The 20,716-nt window shown below is 62.0% G+C and carries 19 protein-coding genes; 8 read left to right on the forward strand and 11 right to left on the reverse strand.

What is annotated here, in order from left to right:
* Positions 1-271 precede the first annotated feature (271 nt).
* The 4 genes from GQB00_RS07290 to GQB00_RS07305 all read right to left on the reverse strand — a co-directional run bounded on the left by GQB00_RS07290 (position 272) and on the right by GQB00_RS07305 (position 4,601).
* Entirely contained in the window at positions 272-958 is a 687-nt protein-coding gene (locus tag GQB00_RS07290) for a hypothetical protein (protein WP_165855736.1), read from the reverse strand.
* Between the two features lie 458 nt (positions 959-1,416).
* The gene (locus tag GQB00_RS07295; protein WP_165855737.1) at positions 1,417-3,519 is read right to left on the reverse strand and encodes an FUSC family protein; all 2,103 of its coding nucleotides are present in this window, start codon (positions 3,517-3,519) and stop codon (positions 1,417-1,419) included.
* A gap of 9 nt (positions 3,520-3,528) precedes the next feature.
* Positions 3,529-4,392, reverse strand: coding sequence for an HlyD family secretion protein (locus GQB00_RS07300; protein WP_165855738.1), 864 nt, complete (start codon positions 4,390-4,392; stop codon positions 3,529-3,531).
* An 8-nt stretch (positions 4,393-4,400) separates the two neighbouring features.
* Positions 4,401-4,601 (reverse strand): DUF1656 domain-containing protein, encoded by a 201-nt coding sequence (locus tag GQB00_RS07305; RefSeq protein ID WP_111495103.1) that lies wholly within the window; start codon positions 4,599-4,601, stop codon positions 4,401-4,403.
* 234 nt (positions 4,602-4,835) lie between these two features.
* On the opposite strand from GQB00_RS07305, the gene GQB00_RS07310 reads away from it, so the two are divergent.
* Complete coding sequence (locus tag GQB00_RS07310) at positions 4,836-6,101, forward strand: LysR family transcriptional regulator (RefSeq protein WP_165855739.1); 1,266 nt, start codon at positions 4,836-4,838, stop codon at positions 6,099-6,101.
* Between the two features lie 122 nt (positions 6,102-6,223).
* Here GQB00_RS07310 and GQB00_RS07315 read toward each other — a convergent pair whose 3' ends face one another.
* Positions 6,224-7,243, reverse strand: coding sequence for a porin (locus GQB00_RS07315; RefSeq protein WP_111495099.1), 1,020 nt, complete (start codon positions 7,241-7,243; stop codon positions 6,224-6,226).
* 476 nt (positions 7,244-7,719) lie between these two features.
* Here GQB00_RS07315 and GQB00_RS07320 point away from each other — a divergent pair, with 476 nt between their 5' ends.
* Positions 7,720-8,346 (forward strand): O-methyltransferase, encoded by a 627-nt coding sequence (locus tag GQB00_RS07320; RefSeq protein WP_165855740.1) that lies wholly within the window; start codon positions 7,720-7,722, stop codon positions 8,344-8,346.
* A 33-nt stretch (positions 8,347-8,379) separates the two neighbouring features.
* Here the strand turns inward: GQB00_RS07320 and GQB00_RS07325 are convergent, their stop codons facing one another.
* The 4 genes from GQB00_RS07325 to GQB00_RS07340 form a co-directional block, all read right to left on the reverse strand.
* Complete coding sequence (locus tag GQB00_RS07325) at positions 8,380-9,438, reverse strand: 4-oxalomesaconate tautomerase (RefSeq protein ID WP_165855741.1); 1,059 nt, start codon at positions 9,436-9,438, stop codon at positions 8,380-8,382.
* Entirely contained in the window at positions 9,431-10,108 is a 678-nt protein-coding gene (locus GQB00_RS07330) for a 4-carboxy-4-hydroxy-2-oxoadipate aldolase/oxaloacetate decarboxylase (protein ID WP_165855742.1), read from the reverse strand. The genes GQB00_RS07325 and GQB00_RS07330 overlap by 8 nt, the downstream gene beginning before the upstream one ends.
* A complete protein-coding gene (locus GQB00_RS07335; protein ID WP_165855743.1) occupies positions 10,105-11,142 on the reverse strand; it encodes an amidohydrolase family protein in 1,038 nt (345 codons plus the stop codon). The genes GQB00_RS07330 and GQB00_RS07335 overlap by 4 nt, the downstream gene beginning before the upstream one ends.
* Positions 11,143-11,295: 153 nt before the next feature.
* A complete protein-coding gene (locus GQB00_RS07340) occupies positions 11,296-12,261 on the reverse strand; it encodes a LysR family transcriptional regulator (RefSeq protein WP_111495089.1) in 966 nt (321 codons plus the stop codon).
* A gap of 203 nt (positions 12,262-12,464) precedes the next feature.
* On the opposite strand from GQB00_RS07340, the gene GQB00_RS07345 reads away from it, so the two are divergent.
* The 4 genes from GQB00_RS07345 to GQB00_RS07360 all read left to right on the forward strand — a co-directional run bounded on the left by GQB00_RS07345 (position 12,465) and on the right by GQB00_RS07360 (position 16,643).
* On the forward strand, positions 12,465-13,718 hold the full coding sequence (locus tag GQB00_RS07345) for a gallate dioxygenase (RefSeq protein WP_165855744.1): 1,254 nt from the start codon (positions 12,465-12,467) through the stop codon (positions 13,716-13,718).
* An 81-nt stretch (positions 13,719-13,799) separates the two neighbouring features.
* On the forward strand, positions 13,800-14,819 hold the full coding sequence (locus GQB00_RS07350) for a TRAP transporter substrate-binding protein (protein ID WP_165855745.1): 1,020 nt from the start codon (positions 13,800-13,802) through the stop codon (positions 14,817-14,819).
* Between the two features lie 31 nt (positions 14,820-14,850).
* Complete coding sequence (locus GQB00_RS07355) at positions 14,851-15,360, forward strand: TRAP transporter small permease (RefSeq protein ID WP_165855746.1); 510 nt, start codon at positions 14,851-14,853, stop codon at positions 15,358-15,360.
* The gene (locus tag GQB00_RS07360) at positions 15,357-16,643 is read left to right on the forward strand and encodes a TRAP transporter large permease (RefSeq protein ID WP_165855747.1); all 1,287 of its coding nucleotides are present in this window, start codon (positions 15,357-15,359) and stop codon (positions 16,641-16,643) included. The genes GQB00_RS07355 and GQB00_RS07360 overlap by 4 nt, the downstream gene beginning before the upstream one ends.
* A gap of 103 nt (positions 16,644-16,746) precedes the next feature.
* On the opposite strand, the gene GQB00_RS07365 is transcribed toward GQB00_RS07360, so the two are convergent.
* A complete protein-coding gene (locus GQB00_RS07365; protein WP_165855748.1) occupies positions 16,747-17,688 on the reverse strand; it encodes a DMT family transporter in 942 nt (313 codons plus the stop codon).
* A gap of 110 nt (positions 17,689-17,798) precedes the next feature.
* Between GQB00_RS07365 and GQB00_RS07370 the strand changes: the two genes are divergently transcribed.
* Positions 17,799-18,599 (forward strand): AraC family transcriptional regulator, encoded by an 801-nt coding sequence (locus tag GQB00_RS07370; protein WP_165855749.1) that lies wholly within the window; start codon positions 17,799-17,801, stop codon positions 18,597-18,599.
* Here the strand turns inward: GQB00_RS07370 and GQB00_RS07375 are convergent.
* The gene (locus tag GQB00_RS07375) at positions 18,591-19,916 is read right to left on the reverse strand and encodes a DASH family cryptochrome (protein ID WP_165855750.1); all 1,326 of its coding nucleotides are present in this window, start codon (positions 19,914-19,916) and stop codon (positions 18,591-18,593) included. The genes GQB00_RS07370 and GQB00_RS07375 overlap by 9 nt on opposite strands.
* 235 nt (positions 19,917-20,151) lie before the next feature.
* On the opposite strand from GQB00_RS07375, the gene idi reads away from it, so the two are divergent.
* Complete coding sequence (gene idi, locus GQB00_RS07380) at positions 20,152-20,697, forward strand: isopentenyl-diphosphate Delta-isomerase (RefSeq protein ID WP_111495073.1); 546 nt, start codon at positions 20,152-20,154, stop codon at positions 20,695-20,697.
* Positions 20,698-20,716: the final 19 nt, after the last annotated feature.

Raw genomic sequence — 20,716 nt, forward strand, 5'->3', positions numbered from 1 at the left:
TCTGTCGGATTCCTTTTTTATGGGGAACGTCGTCATGGGATACGTCGTTATGGGAATGTCGCAATCCAACGTGCGGGCCCAACCAGCCGGATCACGGAAGAGCCGCAGATGTTAAATATTCTTATTAACAACTGCAAACATCACACATTCAAGATGAAGCCGCAGGAACAGGAAGGATCAGCGGCCGACAGGAAGCCGGACAGAGGTTCTGGAGGGAAAGTGGGGCCCGCCGGCAACGACGAGCCCCGGACAACGCGCATGAAACGCGCGGTCAGGCTGCCTGGTGGTCAGCCTCGGAGGCGCTGTAGAGATCGATCACGACACGCTCCTGCGACACCGTCGCGGTCTGTCCGGGGTTCCGGCTCAACAGGTAATAACGCAACGCACCGCTGAACACGAAACCATAGCCCAGCAGTTCGACCCCCTCCTCAGCCACGTTCTTGACGATACGCTGGAAGCCAGCCCCCATCACGTTCTCCCACAGGAAACCCATGCCGAACAGGCGGCTGAAAACGAACACGATGGCCAGGCCGTAGGCGATGGTTGTGAACTCTGGCGAGCGCACAAAGTCAGCCAGAGGCTTGAGCGTCGTTCCCTTTTGGCGACGGGCGTAGGCAATCGCGCCCAGGGTGACGGCCAGCGCTGGGACTTTCCAGAAACCGTGATAGACCAGATCAAACAGCGCATCCAGCTCGCGTATCAGAAAGGTTGCAAAGAACCCGGCCACCAGGACGTATAAGCCACGACGCGCTGGATAGTGACGACCAAGCATCAGAAACAGAATCGCCGTGGCCCCCAATAATAACTCCTGGGATATTTCCGTGGCTGATATTTCAGGAATATCGTTTCCCAAGACAACAATATCAAAAAGCAGTATTCCCAATAACGCCGCAAAGCCTACGGCTACTAGAATAAAACGCGCCAAAGCGGCATAAATGATTTTCCAGTTTTCTTTCATCAGCTTTTCCAATACAGCGAACCGGCCCGACAACGGCGCAAGGCCATGCACCAGGGCATGAAGGTGGTTGGGATAGCGACTGGATGTGGCGCCAGGCGGCGCCGTTCCCGGATCAATGCATCGGAATGATCCGAAAATCCCGGGGCAAATCCGCAAACATCAAATTGGTGTCAAACACCCGTCAAAGATAAATCATTTTCGGTCACCGGCAATATGCGAATACTCCTATCAAGCATTCATAAAGCGTATATCTGACATATAAAAAACATATTCAAGGACGATGATCGGCGCGCAATCCATGACAATAAAACAACCAATCAATAGATAAATCGGTCACATTGTCACCCAATACGTCGAGGCGATTTCAGGGCAAGTTAAAGGAGGGCAAGACGAAGGCATGAATGTACAGAGGCATCACCGATGCCGGGGAAACATGGCAGGGGCATCGACTGCCCCTGTCAGGACGCTGCGGCGTTACCCTCGACGGGTTCGTTTGCGGGAAGCCGCTTGCCGGTGGCCTCGGCAATGGTGTGAGCGGTGCGTTCGAAGGTCAGCGCCAGGCGCTCGAACATCCCCTCGACGTTGGCGATCTGCGGGTCCGCCTCGGCATCGCCGTGCAGGGCCCGCAAAAGTGCGTGACTGGCCTCGCGAAAGTCGGAACTGACCTCTCCCCGGGCGCTGAGCAGGTAGGTGTCGGCCAGGACCATCTGCCAACGCCGCAAACGCGTTTCCACTTGGGGCGTGCGCCGCCCCTCGATCAGGCGGCGCAACCGGATGGAGACGTGCCCCAGGTTGAGACCGGTGAACCCCAGGTCCGTCATGTAACGGTCACGGGTGCCGGTCCCCTGGTCGTAGTTCGCCAGTTTCAGCAACCTGTCCCCCATGCGGCCATTGAACCAGTCTTCCGGCTGGTCATGCCGGTCGATGTCCTTCAGGTCGGCAGCGGTGGCCTTGAGCAGTCGGCGTTGCATCAGCAGGCTGTCCGGCGGTGTCACCAGACGGAAAACCCAGAACAGCACGCTGACCCCGACAAACAGTCCGAGTGCGGTGCTGACCGAAGTGTCGATGCTGAAGCTCATGTTATTGGCCGGCTGGGTGATGATGGTGAACGGGATACAGAAGCCCAGCCCATAGGGCAACGTGGGTCGTTCAGCCAGCAGTAACAGGCCGGCGAAATAGGGTCCGGCCAGCACCAGCACCAGAATCTCGAAGTCACCGCTACTCTGGGCCAGCAGCCCCAGGGCGAAAAACAGCGATACCGGGATCGCCCACATGACCCCGACCAGCAGCCGCTTGAGTACGAACGACTGGATCCCCTGGGGCAACCGGGCAAACATGATGGAAAACACCACCGGCAGGATCATCAGCATCAGCGCCGCCGAGCTGGCCGTCTGCATCCAGACGAAAGCGCCGATCAGGAACACCAGCGCAGTGCGAAAACCGTTGGTGGCGCCCAGCAGCAGGTCCCGGTGGGGCTTGAGCTTGGCCGCCTTCAACAGCGTATTGTCACGATTCTCCAGCGCGTTGTAGGCACGCAGCACCAGCACGAGGTCGGCCACCAGCTCCAGCGCCGCCTGGGTCATGCGCGATTCGATCGGCGAGCTGGCCTCATGGTCACTGCGATACTGGAGCAGGCGACGGCGCAGGGCCTGGGCCAGCCGGTAGCCTTCTTCGTAGCTGTCGGTCGCGGCGATGGCCTGGAACTGTTCACGCACCCGGGTCAGCAGTTCACGGAAGGCCGGCGTCATCAGTTCGGCGTGATTCCGCTGGAAACGCCCCAGGATCTGCACCACCGCCAGCAGCGACATCACCTTGTTGCACAGCAGGTTCGAGGCCCGCGCCCGTCCCGGTCCTTCGGGCCCTTCGTAGACGACGGCGCTGGAGTCGTCGGTCAGCAACATCAGGGTCTCGAGAATCTCATCGGCGTGCTGGTGACGGTCGTCGTGAGAGCCTTCCGGATCCAGCTCCAGGGCCAGGTAATCGAGGGATTTGTTGATGACGTTGCGGGCATGCCCACGCAGCCCGTCCTTGACCTTGACCGGCCACAGCAGCTGGCTCACCAGCATCGCGCAGATGGCCCCCACGGTGATCTCACTGATGCGCGCCTGGGCGATCTCGAAGACCGACTGGCTACTGGCGGTGCTGGCATTGACCATCACCAGGATCACCACCAGCGCCGCGGTCATGCCCGCCATGGCAAAGGCGTAGATGAAGTTGGTGCTGTGCATCATGGTGCCGGCGGCGGAGTTAAGGCCGATCCACAGGGTCAGGCAGCCCAGCGCCAGCATCGGGTACGGCATCAGGAAGGCCAGGATCAGGATGCCCACCACCCCGCCGATGGCGGACCCGAAGATCTGGCAGATCGCCTTCTCGATGACCAGTCCGCTTTCCGGACGCACCTGCAGGAACACCGCGGACACCAGTGCCCAGTATGGACGGTCCAGCTCCAGGTACATGGCCACGAACAGGGCCAGCGCCATGGAGATCACCCCCTTGAAGGCATAGATGACCGCACTCCGTTGCGGCATCAGCAGTTGCGCGAAGGCGGGATGGAGCGTCATGGGCGCGGCTTACCCGTCGCTGTCCAGATAGATGGAGACGGTCATGCCGGCGCTGACGTTGACGTCGTCGGGCAGTGGATCCAGCTTGATGTCCACCGGGATCCGCTGCGCCAGGCGCACCCAGTTGAAGGTTTGCTGAACCTGGGGCAGCAACTGCTCATTGCTGCTGGTGTTGGTATCGGCCACGCCTTTGGCGATGCTGACCACCTCGCCGGTCAGGGTGCGGTCGCCGCCCATCAGGCGGATCTTCGCGTGCTGGCCTTCGTGGATCATCTGGATCTTGGTTTCCTCGAAGTAGCCGGTCACGTAGAAGGAGTCCTGCCGCACCAGCGAGAGCACCGGCGTTCCCTTGCTCACGTAGTTGCCCTGGCGCAATGACAGGTTATTGACCGTACCGGACTCCGGCGCATGCACTTCGGTGCGTTGCAGATCAATGCGCGCCGAGTCCAGCTCGGCCTGGGCCAGCGCAAAGCTCGCCTTCGCCGACTCGGTGTTGATGCGGTAGGTTTCCAGGTCTTCCTCGCTGATAGCCTGGCGGTCGGTCAGCCGCTGGCGCCGTTGGTACTGGTGCTTGGCCAGCTCCCAGGCAGCGCGCTTCTGGGCCAGTTGAGCCTCGTCCTCGGCAATCTGGGCCTGGTAGCGGGTGTTGTCGATGGTGAACAGCAGATCCCCCTGCGCCACCGGCCGGTTGTTGGCTACCGCCAGATTCGTCACCCAGCCGGAGACGTCCGGGGAAATGGTGATCACATCGGCCCGGATGCGGCCATCACGGGTCCAGGGCGAATACAGGTAGTGGTTCCAGACCCAGGTTCCGGCAAGAATCGCCACCGCAACCACAACCAGCGTCAAACCAATGCGTAAAAGCTTGCCCATGAGTCGGCTCAATCCCCCAGCCAATAGATCACCAGTGCCAGATAGCACACGAAGAGTCCCACATCGAACCAGGCTTCTTTCCAGATCAGGTGTCGCAGGTTCAATTGGTGCAGTGCCAGGCGGGTAACAAAGGCCATCAGAAAGGCCAGGGGCACCAACACCACCAATGGACTGAACAGCAGTCCGCCAAATCCCAGTTCGTGCAGCATGAAAATCCTGTCGTTTTGCGACCAACCTGACCGAAAGGATAGTCAAATCAAACGGATTGCGAGTGGAAGGCTCACCCGAGCGATTATTCTAGGGATTCGTCCCGGCACAAGCCAGCGAACCGCTGACACCGGCCGCGTCGGATGACGCTTATCAAGGCGCTCCCGGTCAATCGGTTCTATTGAACGCCCCCTGCCCTTCCCTTATATTGGGCAAAGATGTTCGAAGAGACTTCAATGAATAATAATTCCCCCAACATCAGACATTTAAGAGCCTTTCTCGCGGTTGCCGAATGCCAGAGCATCAGCAAGGCCACGAACCAGGTCTATCTCTCCCAACCGGCGATTACCCAGGCTCTGTCCAAGCTGGAAACCAGCTTCGAGACCCGGCTGTTCGACCGCAAGAGCGATGGCATGTACCTCACCGCCACCGGGGAGGTTTTTGCCGAGCGGGTCCGACGGGCTCTGGAAACCATCCAGGACGGCCTGCGCGAAGCCCTGCGCATCGGCGGCGACCGTTCCGGAGCCCGGGCCAGTCAGTTGATAAACCTGCTGACGACGACCCAGCTGCGGGCCCTGGTCACCGTATCGGCGGCACGCAGCTTCAGCCTGGCGGGTCGTAACCTGGGCGTGTCGCAATCGTCGCTGTACCGGTCGTCACGGGATCTGGAAAGCCTGCTGGAAATCAAGCTGCTGGAGAAAACCAGTACCGGCATCACACCTTCCAAGGCCGCGCTGTCACTGATCCGTGCCGCCAAGATCGGCTTCTCGGAAGTGGCCCAGGGTCGCGACGAAATCCAGTCCCTGCAGAACCGGGAAGTGGGTCATCTGCACATCGGCAGCATGGCGCTGGCGCGGGCGGCGGTGCTGCCCCGCTCCATCAACGCCTTTTCCGGTCATTATCCGGATTTCCGCATCAGTATTTTCGACGGCAATTACGACGACCTGCTCAATCACCTGCGCCATGCGGAGATTGACCTGATCGTCGGCGCCCTGCGCTCACCGCTGCCCAGCGACGACGTGGTGCAGGTCGAGCTCTTCCAGTCGGAGCTGGTCATTGTCGCCCGGCCCGATCACCCCTATTTCTCCAGCGGCCCACTGTCCCTCGACGACCTAGCGGCATCCGGCTGGGTCATCGGCCGGCCAGGCACGCCCACCCGACGCATCTTCGAGAGGATCTTCACCGATCACGGCAAACCGGTCCCCGGACAGCTGATCGAGTCCGGCTCCCAGAACCTGAGCCGGGCGATACTCGAGGACAGCGACCGGCTGACGCTGATTTCCGTCCACCAGATCCAGCGCGAGCTGAACGAAGGCGCGCTGCGGGTACTGCCCTATGAACTGGAAGGCAACAGCCGCCCCATTGGCATCACCCTGCGCAAGGACTGGCGCCCCACCCGGACCCAGCAGGTTTTCATCGACACCCTGAAAACCCAGGCCACCGAGATCGATCGGCAGATCAAGGATGCCAAGAAACGCTTTCGCGCCAGGATTGCCCGTTAGGCGGGTAAACCGATGCCACGAAGACAAGCCGTTTGGCCAAGGCCGGGCGTCACGGACGGGGAAGAAAGGAAAGCAAACAGGAAGGAAGTGCGGGAGGGTCCGGGACCCTCCCGCTGACCGCATCAGAAATCGACCCGGAAACCCAGGCTGATCAGATCGGAACTGGCCAGACTGTACTTCAGGCCGTTGTCGCTATCGACATCGGCGTATTCGAGCCACAGACGGGTCTTGCCGAAGATTTGCTGAACGCCGAGGGATACCCGGTTGTTCTCGGCATCGTCAACGTCCTGGTGGGTGTACATGGCACGCACGGACGTATCCTTGTAGGCATACTGGACCGAGCCGTTGTAGATCTCCACGTCCTCGAAGGAACCCTGACCAGTGTCGTTGCTTTCATCCTGGTACAGGCCGCCCAGCGAGATGCCGCTGTCGAACTTGTAGGTCGCCGCGACGGTGTTGACGTCGTAATCGCCCTCGTAATCGTCCAGCTTGGTGGAGGTACGTGTGGCACCGACGTGGAAGCCGCCGATGTTGTACTGCAACGCCACCGCGTAGATGTCCATGTTTTCGTCGTTGTCGTCGAAGTTGCTGGAATCCACGGTGCCGAAGATGGAATCACCGATACGCCCGCCGGAACCGCCCAGCACCGCCGATGCGGAGGCCTGGAGACCGCCCAGGTTCGGCGAGATGTAAGTGATGGCGTTGGGCATGCGGTGATGCACGTTGTGGGAGTCGTTGATCTGGACGTCGTTGAAACCGCCGCCGGCCATCAGGTGGGTCCAGATGGCGCCTGGCAGCCACATACGGCCACCCTGCACGGTACCCCAGCTACCTTTCGCGCCGGCGTAGGCGAGACGGGCATTGTCTTCGCCGGAACCGGCGAATTCACCGGTATCCACCCGCAGACGGCCCTCGTAGTGGAAGATCCCCTTCACGTCATCCAGGCCCATATCCACTTCACCCTTGACCCCGAGACGGGACAGCTCGTCGGTGAACTCAGCGTCTTCGCCGCTGAAATCATTCACACCAGCACGGATGGAGCCATAAAGATCAGCATCAACGTCGAAGTTCATCTCGGCCTGAGCGGCCATGGGGACGGTCATTGCGCCTGCAACCAACAGGCTCAGCACGTTCTTATTCATCTAGTTGTCGCTCCTGCAATAAAACATTGTTTTTATTTGGCAAGCGACCCAATTCCGGGAATCGGCCGCGAATACCAACTGCGGCTAGCAGTTAGAAAAATCTTCAGTTTTTAATGGTTCCGTTGGAAATTCTTTGTTCTCTCTATCGATTCAAAAAAGGCAAGACTAGAGAACCAAACCAAATCGGAGCGGAGAAATCGGATTTTATGAAGCGTCATTCATTTTTGTGAATTACCCACGCGCAGCAGCCTCTCCAGCCGTAATGAAGCGACCGCCATGACACGTTGCGGAGGAGGCGGAGAAATTGACGACTGCGGAAATCGGGCTCACCCCGAAGCCATGTGACGAAGAGCATGATTTCGTATCAGGCGTGGCTTGAAGGGACCGCCGGGCTGTGCCGTAATGCGCGGACCGGCCGGGCGAAGCGCTTGTTCCATCGCCCGTCATTTCATTCAGTTTTGCGAACGGAACTCACTATGGACACTCAGGTTCAGGCCGTCATCGACCACTATCACGACTTGATTCGACAGGAGCGGGACAAACCGCGTGATCCGGAGCGACAGGATCGCGCCCATCGCTTCATGGCCGTCGGCCCGGAAACCGGACAGCTGCTCAACACCCTGGTGCGTGGCCTCGATCGCCCCCGCATTCTCGAACTGGGCACGTCGATGGGCTACTCCGGCATCTGGCTGGCCGACGCCGCACGGGCCAGCGGTGGCCGGGTGATCACCATGGAGCAGGAAGCGCACAAATCGGAGTTCGCCCGGGAAATGGCCACCAAGGCGGGCCTTGCCGACTTCATCGACTTCCGGGTGGGCGACGCGATCGCCATGATCGACGAGCTGGATGAAGGCATCGATTTCGTGCTGCTGGATCTTTGGAAAGATCTGTACGTGCCCTGCCTGGAAGCCTTCTATCCCAAGCTGAACCCGGGCGCGATGATCGTGGCGGATAACATGATTCGCCCGGGCGGGGAAAACGTGCAGGCCTATGGTCGGGCGGTCCGTGCCAAAGAAGACATGACCAGCGTGCTGTTGCCGGTGGGCACCGGGCTGGAGCTCAGCCGCTTTCGCGACCAGAAGCATAGCGACGGCGCCAGCTGAAACGCGGCAAACGTCGACATCGTTGATCGACGGTCAGAACACCTGACCGTCGAACAGCTTGCGAGCGGTCCGCAACAGGCCGGCTGCGATGGGCTGACCGGCGGCATCGAGCGTCAGGGTAACGCCCATTGAGCCGGTGGGATGCTCTACATCCAGCACCAGGCCGGCGTCCCCGGTGGGCGGGATCTGCGCCACCTCGGCCGCCGGCGAGCCGGGCAACACCGCTGCCGACGCCACGCTGACCGCGCCCAGCACGCCAATTGAGGCATGGCACCGATGCGGAATGAACGTCCGCGTGGCAATGGCACCGCCCGCCCTGGGCTCGCTGACCAGGGTCATCTTCGGCACCGATTTTTCCGTCACATCCCCCAGGTTCATCAGGGGTCCGGCCTGCAGGCGGATCGACTCGAGCCGTTTACGCAGGGCGCCGTTGTCCTCCAGCTCTTCGCGACGCTCGTCACCGCGGATGCCCAGATCGCTGGCGCGCATGACCACCACCGGCATGCCGTTGTCGATCAGCGTGACGTCGACACCGTCGATCACATCGCGCACCTGCCCCGTGGGCAGCAGGACCCCGCAGCTGGAGCCGGCCGTGTCGTGGAAGGTGACCGGGATCGGCGCGCCGGAGCCGGGCACGCCGTCGATGCGGGCGTCGCCTTCGTAGCTGACCCGGCCATTGGGCGTGGCGACCCGGGCCGTCACGACCTGCCCGGTGTTGCGCATGAAGATGCGCACGTCGGTGACCTCTCCCTGTGCTTGCACCAACCCCCTCTCCAGCGCAAACGGGCCCACGCCGGCCAGGATATTGCCGCAGTTCTGGGCATCGGTGACCAACGCCTGATCCACGAACACCTGCAGGAACAGGTAGTCCACGTCGGCATCGTCACGCTGTGAGGGACGCACCACCGCCACCTTGGAGGTCAGCGGGTCCGCGCCGCCCATGCCGTCGATCTGGCGCGGGTCGGGGGAGCCCATCACACGCAGCAACAGGGCATCGCGCGCCACGCTGTCGGCCGGAAGATCGTCCTCCAGGAAGTAACCGCCCTTGGACGTCCCGCCACGCATCCACATGCAGCGCACGCCGTCAGACATACTTGAGCCCTTTTTCTTTCAGGCGCGGACGCATGTCGTAGATGTCCAGGCCCAGTTCACCGTTGGCCAGGCGCACCCGCTTTTCCTCTTCCCGGGCCATACGGGCCCGGGAAAGCTCCAGCACCTCGGCCGCCTTCTCCCGGCGCACCACGACGACGCCGTCATCGTCCGCCACAATCACATCCCCCGGATGGATCAGCGCCTCGGCGCAGACCAGCGGGACGTTCACCGAGCCCACGGTCTCCTTGATCGTGCCCTGGGAGTGCACATAGCGGGACCAGACCGGGAAGTTCATCTCACGCAGGTCGCGGGTGTCGCGCACGCCGCCGTCGATCACCAGGCCCACCACGCCGCGCACCTGGGCGGAGGTCGCCAGCAAATCGCCGAAGAAACCATGATTGGATGGGGACGTCGGTGCGAACACCAGCATGTCACCGGGTTTGGCCTGCTCGATCGCCACGTGCATCATCCAGTTGTCACCGGCGGCGCCGCTGATGGTCAGCGCCGAACCCGCCACGCAGCGATCCTGCTGGATGGGCGTCATGTAATCGGCCAGCAGACCGATACGGCCCTGGGCCTCATGGATGGTCGCCACGCCGCATTCGGCCAGCCCCTGGATCACCGCCTCGTCGGCGCGCTCGATGTTCTGTACGACGATGGTCTCTTTCATGCGCTTGCCTCCTTCCTGGCCAGCAGCGCGTCCAGTCGGCTGAACACGCGACGGGCGTTGCCCTCGAAAATCTTCTGGCGGCCCGCCGCGTCCACGTGTGGACTGTTGTCGATGTAGCGGCGGGTGTCATCGAAATGATGCCCCGATTCCGGATCGATGCCGCGTACGGCCCCGATCATCTCGGACGCGAACAGGATGTTCTCCTCGGGAATCACCTTCAGCAGGAGGTCGATGCCCTGCTGGTGGTAGACGCAGGTGTCGAAGAAGATGTTCCTGAGCACCAGCTCGTCGAGCGTTCCCAGGCCCTTGTCCTGCGCCAGCCCGCGGAAGCGGCCCCAGTGATAGGGCACGGCGCCGCCGCCATGGGGGATGATGACTTTCAGCGACGGGAAGTCCTTGAACACGTCGGACATCATCAACTGCTGGAAACCGGTGGTGTCGGCACCCAGGTAATGGGAGCCGGTGGTGTGGAAGCACGGGTTGCAGGCGGCACTGACGTGGATCATCGCAGGCACGTCGTATTCCACCATTTTCTCGTAGACCGGATAGAAGGCGCGGTCGCCCAGTGACGGACCGGTCCAGTGACCGCCGGACGGATCCGGATTCAGGTTGATCCCGATAAAGCCCATTTCGCCCACGGTCCGGTCGATTTCCGCCACGCAGCCGGTGGGATCGACGCCGGGGGACTGCGGCAGTTGCGCCACCGGCACGAAGTTCTCGGGAAACAGGTCGCACACCCGGCGGATCAGATCGTTCTGGTGCTCGGTCCAGAAACGGCTGGTATGGGCGTTGCCGATGTGGTGCCCCATCCAGCTTGCCCGCGGTGAGAAAATGGTCAGGTCGGTCCCGCGCTCCTGCTGCAGGCGCAGCTGGTTGCCCTCGATACTCTCACGGATTTCATCGTCGCTGATGACGATGCGGCCTTTCTCGCCGACGTGCTCGGGGTCCCGGGCCAGGGCTTCCTTCTGTTTCTCGCGATAGTCGCCCACCTGGGGTGGCGTGGTGGTGTAGTGGCCGTGACAGTCGATAATCATTGCGGCAGCTCCATTGGGAGGATTTGTTATTGGCAAAGGCAGGCTGTTCGAGCCCTTTGGGCCGGCCCGGGGCAAAGCCGCCTTCCATTACCTCAATTTATGACCCACCACCACTTTCATGGCTATTCCAATTTAGACACCCGGATATTCAATTTAGAGAAACCCGGTTCCCGGTCGCCGCCCCGCATGCACTTCGGGAACACGGCTGCCGGGGTTGTCGGCGCGAATGGTTTCCGCCACTTCATTGAGAAAATCGAGAAACGCGCGAATCTTGCCGGACATCAACCGCCGCCCGGGATAGATCGCCGAAAGGATCGACGCCGACTCCTGGAAGCGCACCTGCTCGAACACCTGGACCAGGCGGCCGTCCTCCAGGTATTTGCGGCAATACTGGTCGGGCACGCAGGACACGCCGCCGCCATTGAGCACGAATTCCCGCACCACCAGCGGGTCGTTGGCGTGGATGAGACCGTGTGCCAGATCCAGCGTCCCGGGCCCGCCCGGCAGGTGCACCGGGAACTGCCGGATGCCGTAGCGTTTCTCGCAGATCTGGACATGGGGCACCGGGTCGGTCGACTCCGGGTCGATGGCGTGTTTTGCGGCGTACGCCGGCGTCGTGACCCAGATCAGGTTGCCCTGGTAGAGCGGGCGCGACACCAGCTCGGAATCCGCCAGCGCGCCGATCACCACCGCCACGTCGATCTGGTCGCGGATGATGTCCACCGAATGACTGGCCATGATCAGCTCCAGCTCGATGCCCGGGAAGCGCTCCCGGAACTCCACCAGGCGCGGCGCCACGAACTCCCGGGCGAACGCCACCGGTAGCGCCGCCACCAGCCGTCCGCTGGGGACCGCTGTGAGCCCCGCCATGATGTTGTCCGCCTCGCTCACCTGCTCAAGGATGGGAATGGCATGGCGGTAGAACGTCTCGCCCTCGCTGGTGACATGGATGTTGCGGGAATTGCGCTTGAGCAGGCGCACCCCCAGCCCCTCCTCAAGGCGACTCAGCGTCTTGCTGACCTTGGACTTGGAGATACCCAACTGCTGCGCAGCCTGGGTCACGCTCTGGGTTTCCACCACCGCCACAAAGACCGGCACGTCATCGATATACCAGCGCACGCTACACCTCCCACGACATTCAGGCATCGGATTGTTCGTTTCCAAAAAGAAACGATTCGTTCCCATCATGACCCATTGTTTCTTTATCGCGCAAGGAATAGCTTTGAAGGTCGTTACCAAGGTCGCGTACGAAACGCGTGAGCAACTGAATCGGATTCAACAGCTCTGAAACGATTACAAGACCCGTACAAGGGAGAGCTAGCATGGCCAGAATTATCGGTGGGATCGGCGCATCCCACTCCCCCACGATTGGTTTCGCGAAAGACACCAACAAGTCTGAAGACCCCGCCTGGTCGCCGATCTTTGAAGGCTTCCGGCACGTTCAGCAGTGGGTCGACGATCAGGACATTGACGTCCTGTTCATGATCTTCAACGATCACATCACCTCTTTTTTCTTCGATCACTATTCACCGTTCGCGCTGGGTGTCGATGAAGTTTACCGCACCGCTGACGAAGGTGGCGGCGCCCGGGACTACCCACCCACCAAAGGCCACGCCGCGCTGTCGCGTCACATTGCCCAGTCGCTGATGAACGACGAGTTCGACCTGTCGGTCTTCCAGAAAAAGCCGCTGGATCACGGCTGCTTCTCGCCGCTGTCGATGATCTCGCCGGACGCCGATGGCTGGCGCGGCACCATCGTGCCGCTGCAGGTGGGCGTTCTGCAGTTCCCGATTCCGACCGCCAAGCGCTGCTTCAGGATGGGGCAGGCCCTGCGCCGCGCCATCGAGTCCTACCCGGAGGACCTGCGCGTGGCCATCGCGGCGACCGGCGGTCTGTCACATCAGGTGCACGGTGAGCGCTGCGGTTTCAACAACGAAGAGTGGGACGTGCGCTTCGTCGACCTGCTGGAAAAAGATCCCCAGGTCCTGACCAACATGACCATCGCCGAATACGCCGAACTCGGCGGTGCCGAGGGCTCCGAGGTGATCATGTGGCTGATCATGCGCGGCGCGCTGTCCGACACCGTCAAGCGGGTGCACTCCACCAGCTACCTGCCGTCGATGACCAACATCGCCACGGTCATCTTCGAGGACCAGGGCGAACGCCCGGCCGAGTCCGAACTGGACGCCCACCGCAAGCAGCTCACCCACGAGCTGGACGGTATGGAAAAACTCCCGGGCACCTATCTGTTTGACCTGGAAACCAGCCACCGGGCCTACCGGATCAACGACTTCCTGCACCGGCTGATCGAGCCGGCCCACCGCCAGCGTTTCCTGGAGGAGCCGGAAGTGCTGTTCGAGGAATTCGAACTCACCGAGGAGGAGCGCGACCTGATCCGCGGCCGCAAGTGGATCGAGATGATCCGCTACGGGGTGATCTTTTTCATGCTGGAGAAGATGGGCGCGGTGATTGGGGTATCCAATCCCGAGATCTACGCCAGCATGCGCGGCGAAGACATGGAAACCTTCCAGAAGAGCCGCAACGTGTCGATCCAGTACTCGGTCGGCAAAAAGTAAGGGGACGGGGCCTCCGGGCCCCGCGTTTTCACAACACGCCAGTCCACATAACCAAAGTCCACACAACAACAAGGAACGACCATGTTCAAACTGAATCGGGCGGCCGCTGTCTGCGCCGCCACCCTGCTGTTCGTTCAACCGGCTGCCCAGGCGGCGGAACACACCCTGCGCCTGGCCCACTGGTGGCCGGCCAACTCCGAGTTCAACCAGACCGTCAAAGCCTGGGCCGAGTCCATCGAGGAAGACTCCAACCACCGGCTGGAGATCCAGATCTTCCCGTCCCAGACCCTGACCAAGGCCACCCAGAGCTGGGATTCAGTGCGCTACGGCATCACCGATATCTCCACCGTGATTCCCGGCTACACCGCCAACCGTTTCCCGCTCACCGAAGTGTCCGAACTGCCGGGCCTGATCGACAGCGCCAAACAGGGCTCCTGCATGCTGCAATCCCTGTACGACGAGAAGCTGATCAGCAAGGAACTGGATGAAACCCATCCGCTGTTCCTGTTCATGCATGGCCCCGGCCACATCCACACCCGGGAAACGCCGGTCAACACGCCGGAAGACCTGGCCGGCCTCAAGGTCCGCCGTCCGACCACCGTGGTTGGCGAGATGCTGGAAGGCCTGGGCGCCCAGCCGGTTGGCATGCCCGCACCGGACACCTACCCGGCCCTGCAGCGCGGCGTACTGGACGGCGTTGCCATGCCCTGGGAAGGCGTGAAGAGCTTCCGCCTGGCCGAGCAGACCGGCTACCACTCCGAGATCGGCCTGTACTCCCTGGCCTTCGTCATGACCATGAACAAGGACGTCTACAACAAGCTGCCGGCTGACCTGCAGAAAGTGATCGACGATCACTCCGGCCTGGCCCAGGCCAAGCACTTCGGCGTGCTGTTCGACGAACTGGACGACAAGGGCCGCGCCGAAGCCGTCGAGGCCGGTGACCAGATCACGGAAATCAAGGGCACCGACAAGATGGCGGCCTGGAAGGGGCTGTTCGAAAAGACCACCAACGATTACCTGGAAGAACTGAAGCAGAAGGGATTGCCTGCTGAAGATGTTTATTCACAGGCCAAGGCGCTGACGAGCGAGTGCGGCTCGTAAACGCCTGATTCAATCCCAGAGGTAGTACTGCATGTCTGTCTGCAAGCTTATAGATCGAATCTGTCTGATCCTCTATCGCGCAGGCGGCATCCTCCTACTGGCCATCATGGTTTGCGTCGTCCTCGATGTGACGGCGCGAGCCATTTTTTCGGCTACGGGCGGTGCCATCGACCTGACATTCCCCGGCGGTATCGAGCTGGTCAAGTACGGATTGCTGTTCGCCATCCTGCTGGCTTTTCCGTACGCCATCGACAAGGGTCAGCTGATCGTCGATCTTTTCACCCAGAAGATGTCCCCCACGACGATCGTGCGTATCGACAGTTTCTACACCATGGTCTTTGGAGTCTTCGGCGGCCTGCTGTGCTGGCGCTTCGTCGACGCCTGGCATAACGCCCAGATGAGCCAGGAACTGACCCAGGACCTGCTGATTCCCCTGAGCAACATTTACTTTCTGGCGACCATTCCGCTGGGGCTGATGGCCCTGCGTGGCGTCAGCGTCGGCCTGGCCGGACTGGCCACCGGCAAGGAGGTTTCCCAATGAGCGCACCCGTAATCGGGCTACTGCTGGTGGCCCTGATGCTGTTGATGATCGCGGTGCGCCTGCCCATCGCCCTGGCCATGGCCGGTGTCGGCGTGATCGGTTTTACCGCCATCGTGGCCATCGATCCGGCCCTGGCGATCATGGAAACCAGCCCGTTCGAGACACTGAGCAACTACAGCTTCAGCCCCATTCCGATGTTCCTGCTGATGGGGGTCCTGGCCTCCAAGGCACGCATGTCCAACGAGCTGTTCGACGCCGCCCGCTCCCTGTTCGGCGCCTGGCGCGGTGGTATGGCCCTGGCCGCGGTCTCCGCCTGCGGTACCTTCTCCGCCATTTCCGGTTCGTCGGTGGCTACCGCCGCCAGCATGTCCCGGGTGGCGCTGCCGGAAATGAAGAAGCTGGGCTACGCCGACTCCCTGGCCACCGGCACCCTCGCCGCCGGCGGTACGCTGGGGATCATGATTCCGCCCAGCATCGCCCTGCTGCTGTACGCGCTGATCACCGAACAGTCGGTGGGCGATATGTTCATCGCCGGCCTGATCCCCGGCATCCTGGGGCTGGTGTTCTATTGCATCACCATTGCCCTGCTGGTGCATTTCAAACCGGAACTCGCCAGGCCCGGCGAAGCCAACACCATCAAGGACAAGATCCTGGGCATGCGCGGCTTCATGCCTTTCATGTGCGTGTTCCTGCTGATCATCGGTGGCATCTACAGCGGTCTGTTCACGCCCACCGAAGCCGCCGCCATTGGCGCCTTCATCACCATGATCATCGCCTTCTTCCGCGGTATGACGTTCCGTGACCTGATGGGCGCGGTGGAAGAGACGCTCGCACTGTCGGTGATGATTTTCTTCATGCTGGTGGGCGCGGAAATCTTCGGCTACTTCCTGTCAGTCTCACGGATTTCCTTCTACCTGACCGACGTGATCGGGCAACTGGGCTGGCCACCCTACGGCGTGCTGTTTGCGGTGCTGGCCCTGTTCATCGTGCTGGGCTGTGTCATGGACAGCATTGCGATGCTGCTGCTGACGGTGCCGGTGGTGCTGCCGCTGGTCCAGAGCGCCGGTTTCGATCCGGTCTGGTTCGGCATTGTGGCGGTGATCACCGTGGAGATGGGGCTGATCACCCCGCCCGTGGGTATGAACGTGTTCGTCATCAAGAGCGTGGCGAAAGACGTGCCGCTGCAGTCCATCTTCAAGGGCGTACTGCCGTTCGTGATGTCGGACATCTTCCGGCTGGCCCTGTTGATTGCCTTCCCGGTACTGGCGCTGGGACTGGTCTGATTCTTCCTTCGATCTGTCTGTCGGCCGCTTTGGTCTGACGTTTTGCCCCGGCCGGGCTCCCAGCCGGGGCTTTTTTATGTCTGCCGGGGCCATCCGGAAACCATCATGCCTCATCCACGGCCGGTCGCCGCGCCAGGAAGCGCTGACGGAACCAGCCCTGCCCGCTCACCAGCAACAAACCGGCAATCACCAGCAGCGAGCCGAACAGGAATCCCGGCGTAATGGGCTCGTCGAGCAACCAACCGCCCAGCGCTACGCCGAACAGCGGCGTCATGAAGGACAGCACACCCACCTGGGAAGCGACATAATGGCGCAGCAGCCAGAACCAGATCATGAACGCGCCGAAGGACACAATCACCGACTGGAACCCCAGACTGGCCAGGGCCAGTGGCGTGGGATTAAAGGCCAACTGATTGCTCACCGCCGCCCCGATGAGCAGCAGCACGAAGCCAGCCACCAACTGATAGAGCAGCGTCTGGCGCGGTGAGATTTCCGACAGGCTGGAAGACCGGATCACCACCGTCGTGATGCCCCAGCACAGACCGCCCAGCAGGGCGAGAACGTCGCCGAGCAGCACATCGCTGACCACGTCCTCATCCCCGGACTCCTGTGCCAGGAACGCCAACGCGATACCGGCAAAGGCCAGCAGGATACCCGACCACTGCACCGCTCCCATGCGTTCGGCGGATACCCGGAAATGCAGGATCAGGGCGGAAAAAATCGGCGAGGTGTAGAGAAAGATCACCGCGTGGGATGCCGAGGTGAAGCGCAGGGCTTCGCCGAGGAAAAAGTACTCTGCCGCGAACAGCAGCCCCACCAACAAACCGGGACGCCAGTTGCCATCGGCAAAACTCAGGCGCTCACGCTGCCACCACATCACCAGCCCAACCAACAGGGCACCGGCGCCGGAGCGCAGGGCAATCTGCAGGACCGGCGCGATGTCGCCGCCGGTCGCCTTCAACGCCACCTGCTGCATGCCGAGACACAGACAGAACAGAACCATCAGGCCCGAGGCCTGTGCATCGAGAGTCTTGCGGGTGCTCATGGCAACGCTCCTTCGGCAGGAATGAACAGGAAGCGTCTATTGTCAGGCTGTCATGTTTAGAGGATATAGCGCAAAATGGACAGTCGAAACGGTTAATCGGACAGTGCACCATGAGTCTTCCCGGCAAGAACCTGCAGATACCGCCGTTCAGCGACCGGTTGCCGGAACCGGTGCTGTTCCGCAGCGCCTGCGTGCCAGCGGAGGCGGCCTATCCGGTTCACAGCCACGCCTGGGGCGAGTTCGTCTATTCCTTCAGCGGCGTGATGGAAGTGAAGGTGGGCGATCGCCAGTATCTGGCCCCCTCGCAGTATGGCCTCTGGCTGCCGCCGGGGGTGGAACATCAGGGGCTTAACCGTTACGAGGCCTGCCATGGCTCGCTCTACGTGTCCGCGCCGTTCAGCGACGCCCTGCCGGAGCAGACCTGTGCCCTTGCCGTCAGCCCGCTGGTGCGGGAACTGCTGGAGCATTTGCGCCAGCAGAACCTGACACCGCCCTACTCCGAGGCCGATACGCGCCTGCTGCAGGTGCTGGTGGACCAACTGGCCGACGCCGAACGCATGGGCAGCTACCTGCCCACATCCAATGACCCGGTTCTCTCGCGGGTGATGGGCATCCTCGACCGGGATCCCGGCGACAGCCGCTCCCTGCCGGAACTGGCCAGAGCGGTCCACTCCACCGAGCGCACCCTGATGCGCCGCAGCCAGCGGGACCTGGGCATGTCGCTCGCGGAATGGCGCCAACGGCTGCGGGTCGTGAAGGCGATGCCGCGCCTGGAAGCGGGCGACAAGGTCGAGGCCATCGCCCTGGAGCTGGGCTACGCCAGTGCCTCGGCGTTTATCGCCATGTTCCGAAGGCTGATGGGCGTGACCCCGGACGAGTACCGGCGCACGGTGGCCGGCGCCTCAGGATAACGGCCAGTCCGCCGCGTCGACCGTGTGGCGCCCCACCGGCTGATCCGCCTCACCCTGCCAACGGGCGACGAACGCGCCATCCGGATCGTAGGTCTGCGCCTGTTTCTCCAGGTTGAACTGCCGCTGTCCCCGGGGATCGGCGCCGACACCCGCCAGGTACTGCCAGTTGCCGTAGTTGCTGCCCACGTCATAGTCGACCAGCTGCTGCTCGAACCAGGCCGCCCCGTAACGCCAGTCCAGCTCCAGCTCGTTGACGAAGCAGCTGGCCGCCAACTGCCGGGCGCGGTTGCTGATGTAGCCGGTCTGGCGGAGCTGGTTCATGGCGGCATTAACCAGCGGGTACTCGGTGGTGCCCTCACACCAGGCCTTGAATCGATGGGGATAGAAAGTCACCGGTCGCCGTTTGCGCCGGACACCGTCACGCCGGAACAGGTCGACGCCATGGCGCAGTGCAGACCAGTAAAAATATTCCCGCCACAGCAGTTCGAACCACAGCCAGTAGGTGGATTCGTTGCGGGTTTCGGCACGCTCGTATTCGGCGATGCTCTCAGCCACCTCCCTCACCGACAGACTGCCGTTGGCCAGCCACGGCGAAAATTTGGAAGAGGCGTCCCAGTCGTCCAGCGCGTTACGGGTGTCCTTGTAGCGCGCAATACGGTGGCTGTCGAAAATGAACGCCTGCAGCTGTTCGAGCCCGGCACGCTCACCACCGGTAAATCGCGGAGCTTGCGCCGGCTCGCTGATGGGCGGGCAGTCGCCGCGGTTGTCCTGCGCGAAACCGGGAGGCGGCGGCAGGGCCGACAGCGTCCGAATGCGCAGAGCATCGGTATGATGCCCACCAGCGGCTTCAACCTGTTTGCGAAACTGGGAAAAGGTGGCCGGCAGTTCGTCGAGGGGCATGGGCAGGGAGCCCTCGGTAAACAGGCTCAGCGTCTCGAACTCCCGACATAGGATCGCGGGCACCGCTTCCCGGATAGCCCGCCACTGGCCGGCTTCTTCTGTACCCGGCTGACGTGAACGGATCATGTGATCGATACCGTGGGCCCGGACCAGCGCCGGAATGACCTGCTCCGGAACACCGAACGCGAGATGCAATCGCTGGCCCAATGGGCGAAGATGCCGCTCCAGCGCCATCAGGCTTTGCCACAGAAAGCGCCAGCGATGCGTTCCCATCGATCGACTCTGGAACCGGCCGGGAGTGAACCAGCGCGGATCCACCACGTAGACGCACAACAGGCTGTCGGATTTCGAGGCCGCCAGCAGGGCCGCGTTGTCATGCAGGCGGAGATCGCGGGTGAACCAGTAAAGCGTATTCACGAAGGCCTCTCGGTGTTGTCTTCGACCCGTATTTACGTCGGGCCCGGGTGCTCGGATCGTCTTGCGGCGCCAGTATAGGCCGCGACCCGGTCGGGAAACACTCACCGGCGGATGCGTGAATCAATGGCATCGATGGATTGCGGTAATGAACAGGCAAAACCCACGATACCGGCAACTGTCGCAACCGATTACTGTCTACCGGATAAGGCCAGACGCTCTGTAAGTTGGAGGAAACATGACCGTCGACGAGGAACGGGTCGTCCTGCTGGACCGCCACAACCAGCCCGCGGGAACCGCGCCGAAGGCGACCGTGCACGACCGCAACACGCCGCTGCATCTGGCGTTCTCCTGCTATCTCTTCAACGCGGAAGGTGAGCTCTTACTGACCCGGCGCGCCCTGACCAAGGTGGCCTGGCCCGGCGTTTGGACCAACTCGGCCTGCGGCCACCCCCTGCCCGGCGAAACCCCGGCCGATGCCGTGAAACGCCGCTGCCGCTACGAACTGGGCGTCGATATCCAGGACGTCGAACTGCGACTGCCGGAATTCAGCTACCGGGCGCAAGACGCCTCCGGCATCGTCGAGAACGAGTTTTGCCCCGTGTTTTCAGCACGCTGCGTCAGCCAACCGGAGCCGCGACCAAGCGAAGTCATGGACTGCCGCTGGGTCCGTCCCGCGGACCTGATCAAGGCGGTGACCGCCACTCCCTGGGCTTTCAGCCCCTGGATGGTTGCCCAGTTGCGAGAGCTGGAAGCCGAGGGCCTCCTGGCGGGCCACCGCTGAAGCGCAACCCGCAGCCACG

The organism is Marinobacter sp. JSM 1782161 (assembly GCF_011421605.1).
Classification (GTDB): Bacteria; Pseudomonadota; Gammaproteobacteria; order Pseudomonadales; family Oleiphilaceae; genus Marinobacter_A; species Marinobacter_A bohaiensis.

Coding starts and splice junctions, on each gene's coding strand:
- GQB00_RS07345 (WP_165855744.1), top strand. CDS start 12,465: ATGGCCAGAATTATCGGTGGGATCGGCGCATCCCACTCCCCCACGATT.
- GQB00_RS07360 (WP_165855747.1), top strand. CDS start 15,357: ATGAGCGCACCCGTAATCGGGCTACTGCTGGTGGCCCTGATGCTGTTG.
- GQB00_RS07370 (WP_165855749.1), top strand. CDS start 17,799: ATGAGTCTTCCCGGCAAGAACCTGCAGATACCGCCGTTCAGCGACCGG.
- GQB00_RS07300 (WP_165855738.1), bottom strand. CDS start 4,392: ATGGGCAAGCTTTTACGCATTGGTTTGACGCTGGTTGTGGTTGCGGTG.
- GQB00_RS07350 (WP_165855745.1), top strand. CDS start 13,800: ATGTTCAAACTGAATCGGGCGGCCGCTGTCTGCGCCGCCACCCTGCTG.
- GQB00_RS07295 (WP_165855737.1), bottom strand. CDS start 3,519: ATGACGCTCCATCCCGCCTTCGCGCAACTGCTGATGCCGCAACGGAGT.
- GQB00_RS07325 (WP_165855741.1), bottom strand. CDS start 9,438: ATGTCTGACGGCGTGCGCTGCATGTGGATGCGTGGCGGGACGTCCAAG.
- idi (WP_111495073.1), top strand. CDS start 20,152: ATGACCGTCGACGAGGAACGGGTCGTCCTGCTGGACCGCCACAACCAG.
- GQB00_RS07330 (WP_165855742.1), bottom strand. CDS start 10,108: ATGAAAGAGACCATCGTCGTACAGAACATCGAGCGCGCCGACGAGGCG.
- GQB00_RS07320 (WP_165855740.1), top strand. CDS start 7,720: ATGGACACTCAGGTTCAGGCCGTCATCGACCACTATCACGACTTGATT.
- GQB00_RS07310 (WP_165855739.1), top strand. CDS start 4,836: ATGAATAATAATTCCCCCAACATCAGACATTTAAGAGCCTTTCTCGCG.
- GQB00_RS07290 (WP_165855736.1), bottom strand. CDS start 958: ATGAAAGAAAACTGGAAAATCATTTATGCCGCTTTGGCGCGTTTTATT.
- GQB00_RS07305 (WP_111495103.1), bottom strand. CDS start 4,601: ATGCTGCACGAACTGGGATTTGGCGGACTGCTGTTCAGTCCATTGGTG.
- GQB00_RS07355 (WP_165855746.1), top strand. CDS start 14,851: ATGTCTGTCTGCAAGCTTATAGATCGAATCTGTCTGATCCTCTATCGC.
- GQB00_RS07335 (WP_165855743.1), bottom strand. CDS start 11,142: ATGATTATCGACTGTCACGGCCACTACACCACCACGCCACCCCAGGTG.
- GQB00_RS07315 (WP_111495099.1), bottom strand. CDS start 7,243: ATGAATAAGAACGTGCTGAGCCTGTTGGTTGCAGGCGCAATGACCGTC.
- GQB00_RS07365 (WP_165855748.1), bottom strand. CDS start 17,688: ATGAGCACCCGCAAGACTCTCGATGCACAGGCCTCGGGCCTGATGGTT.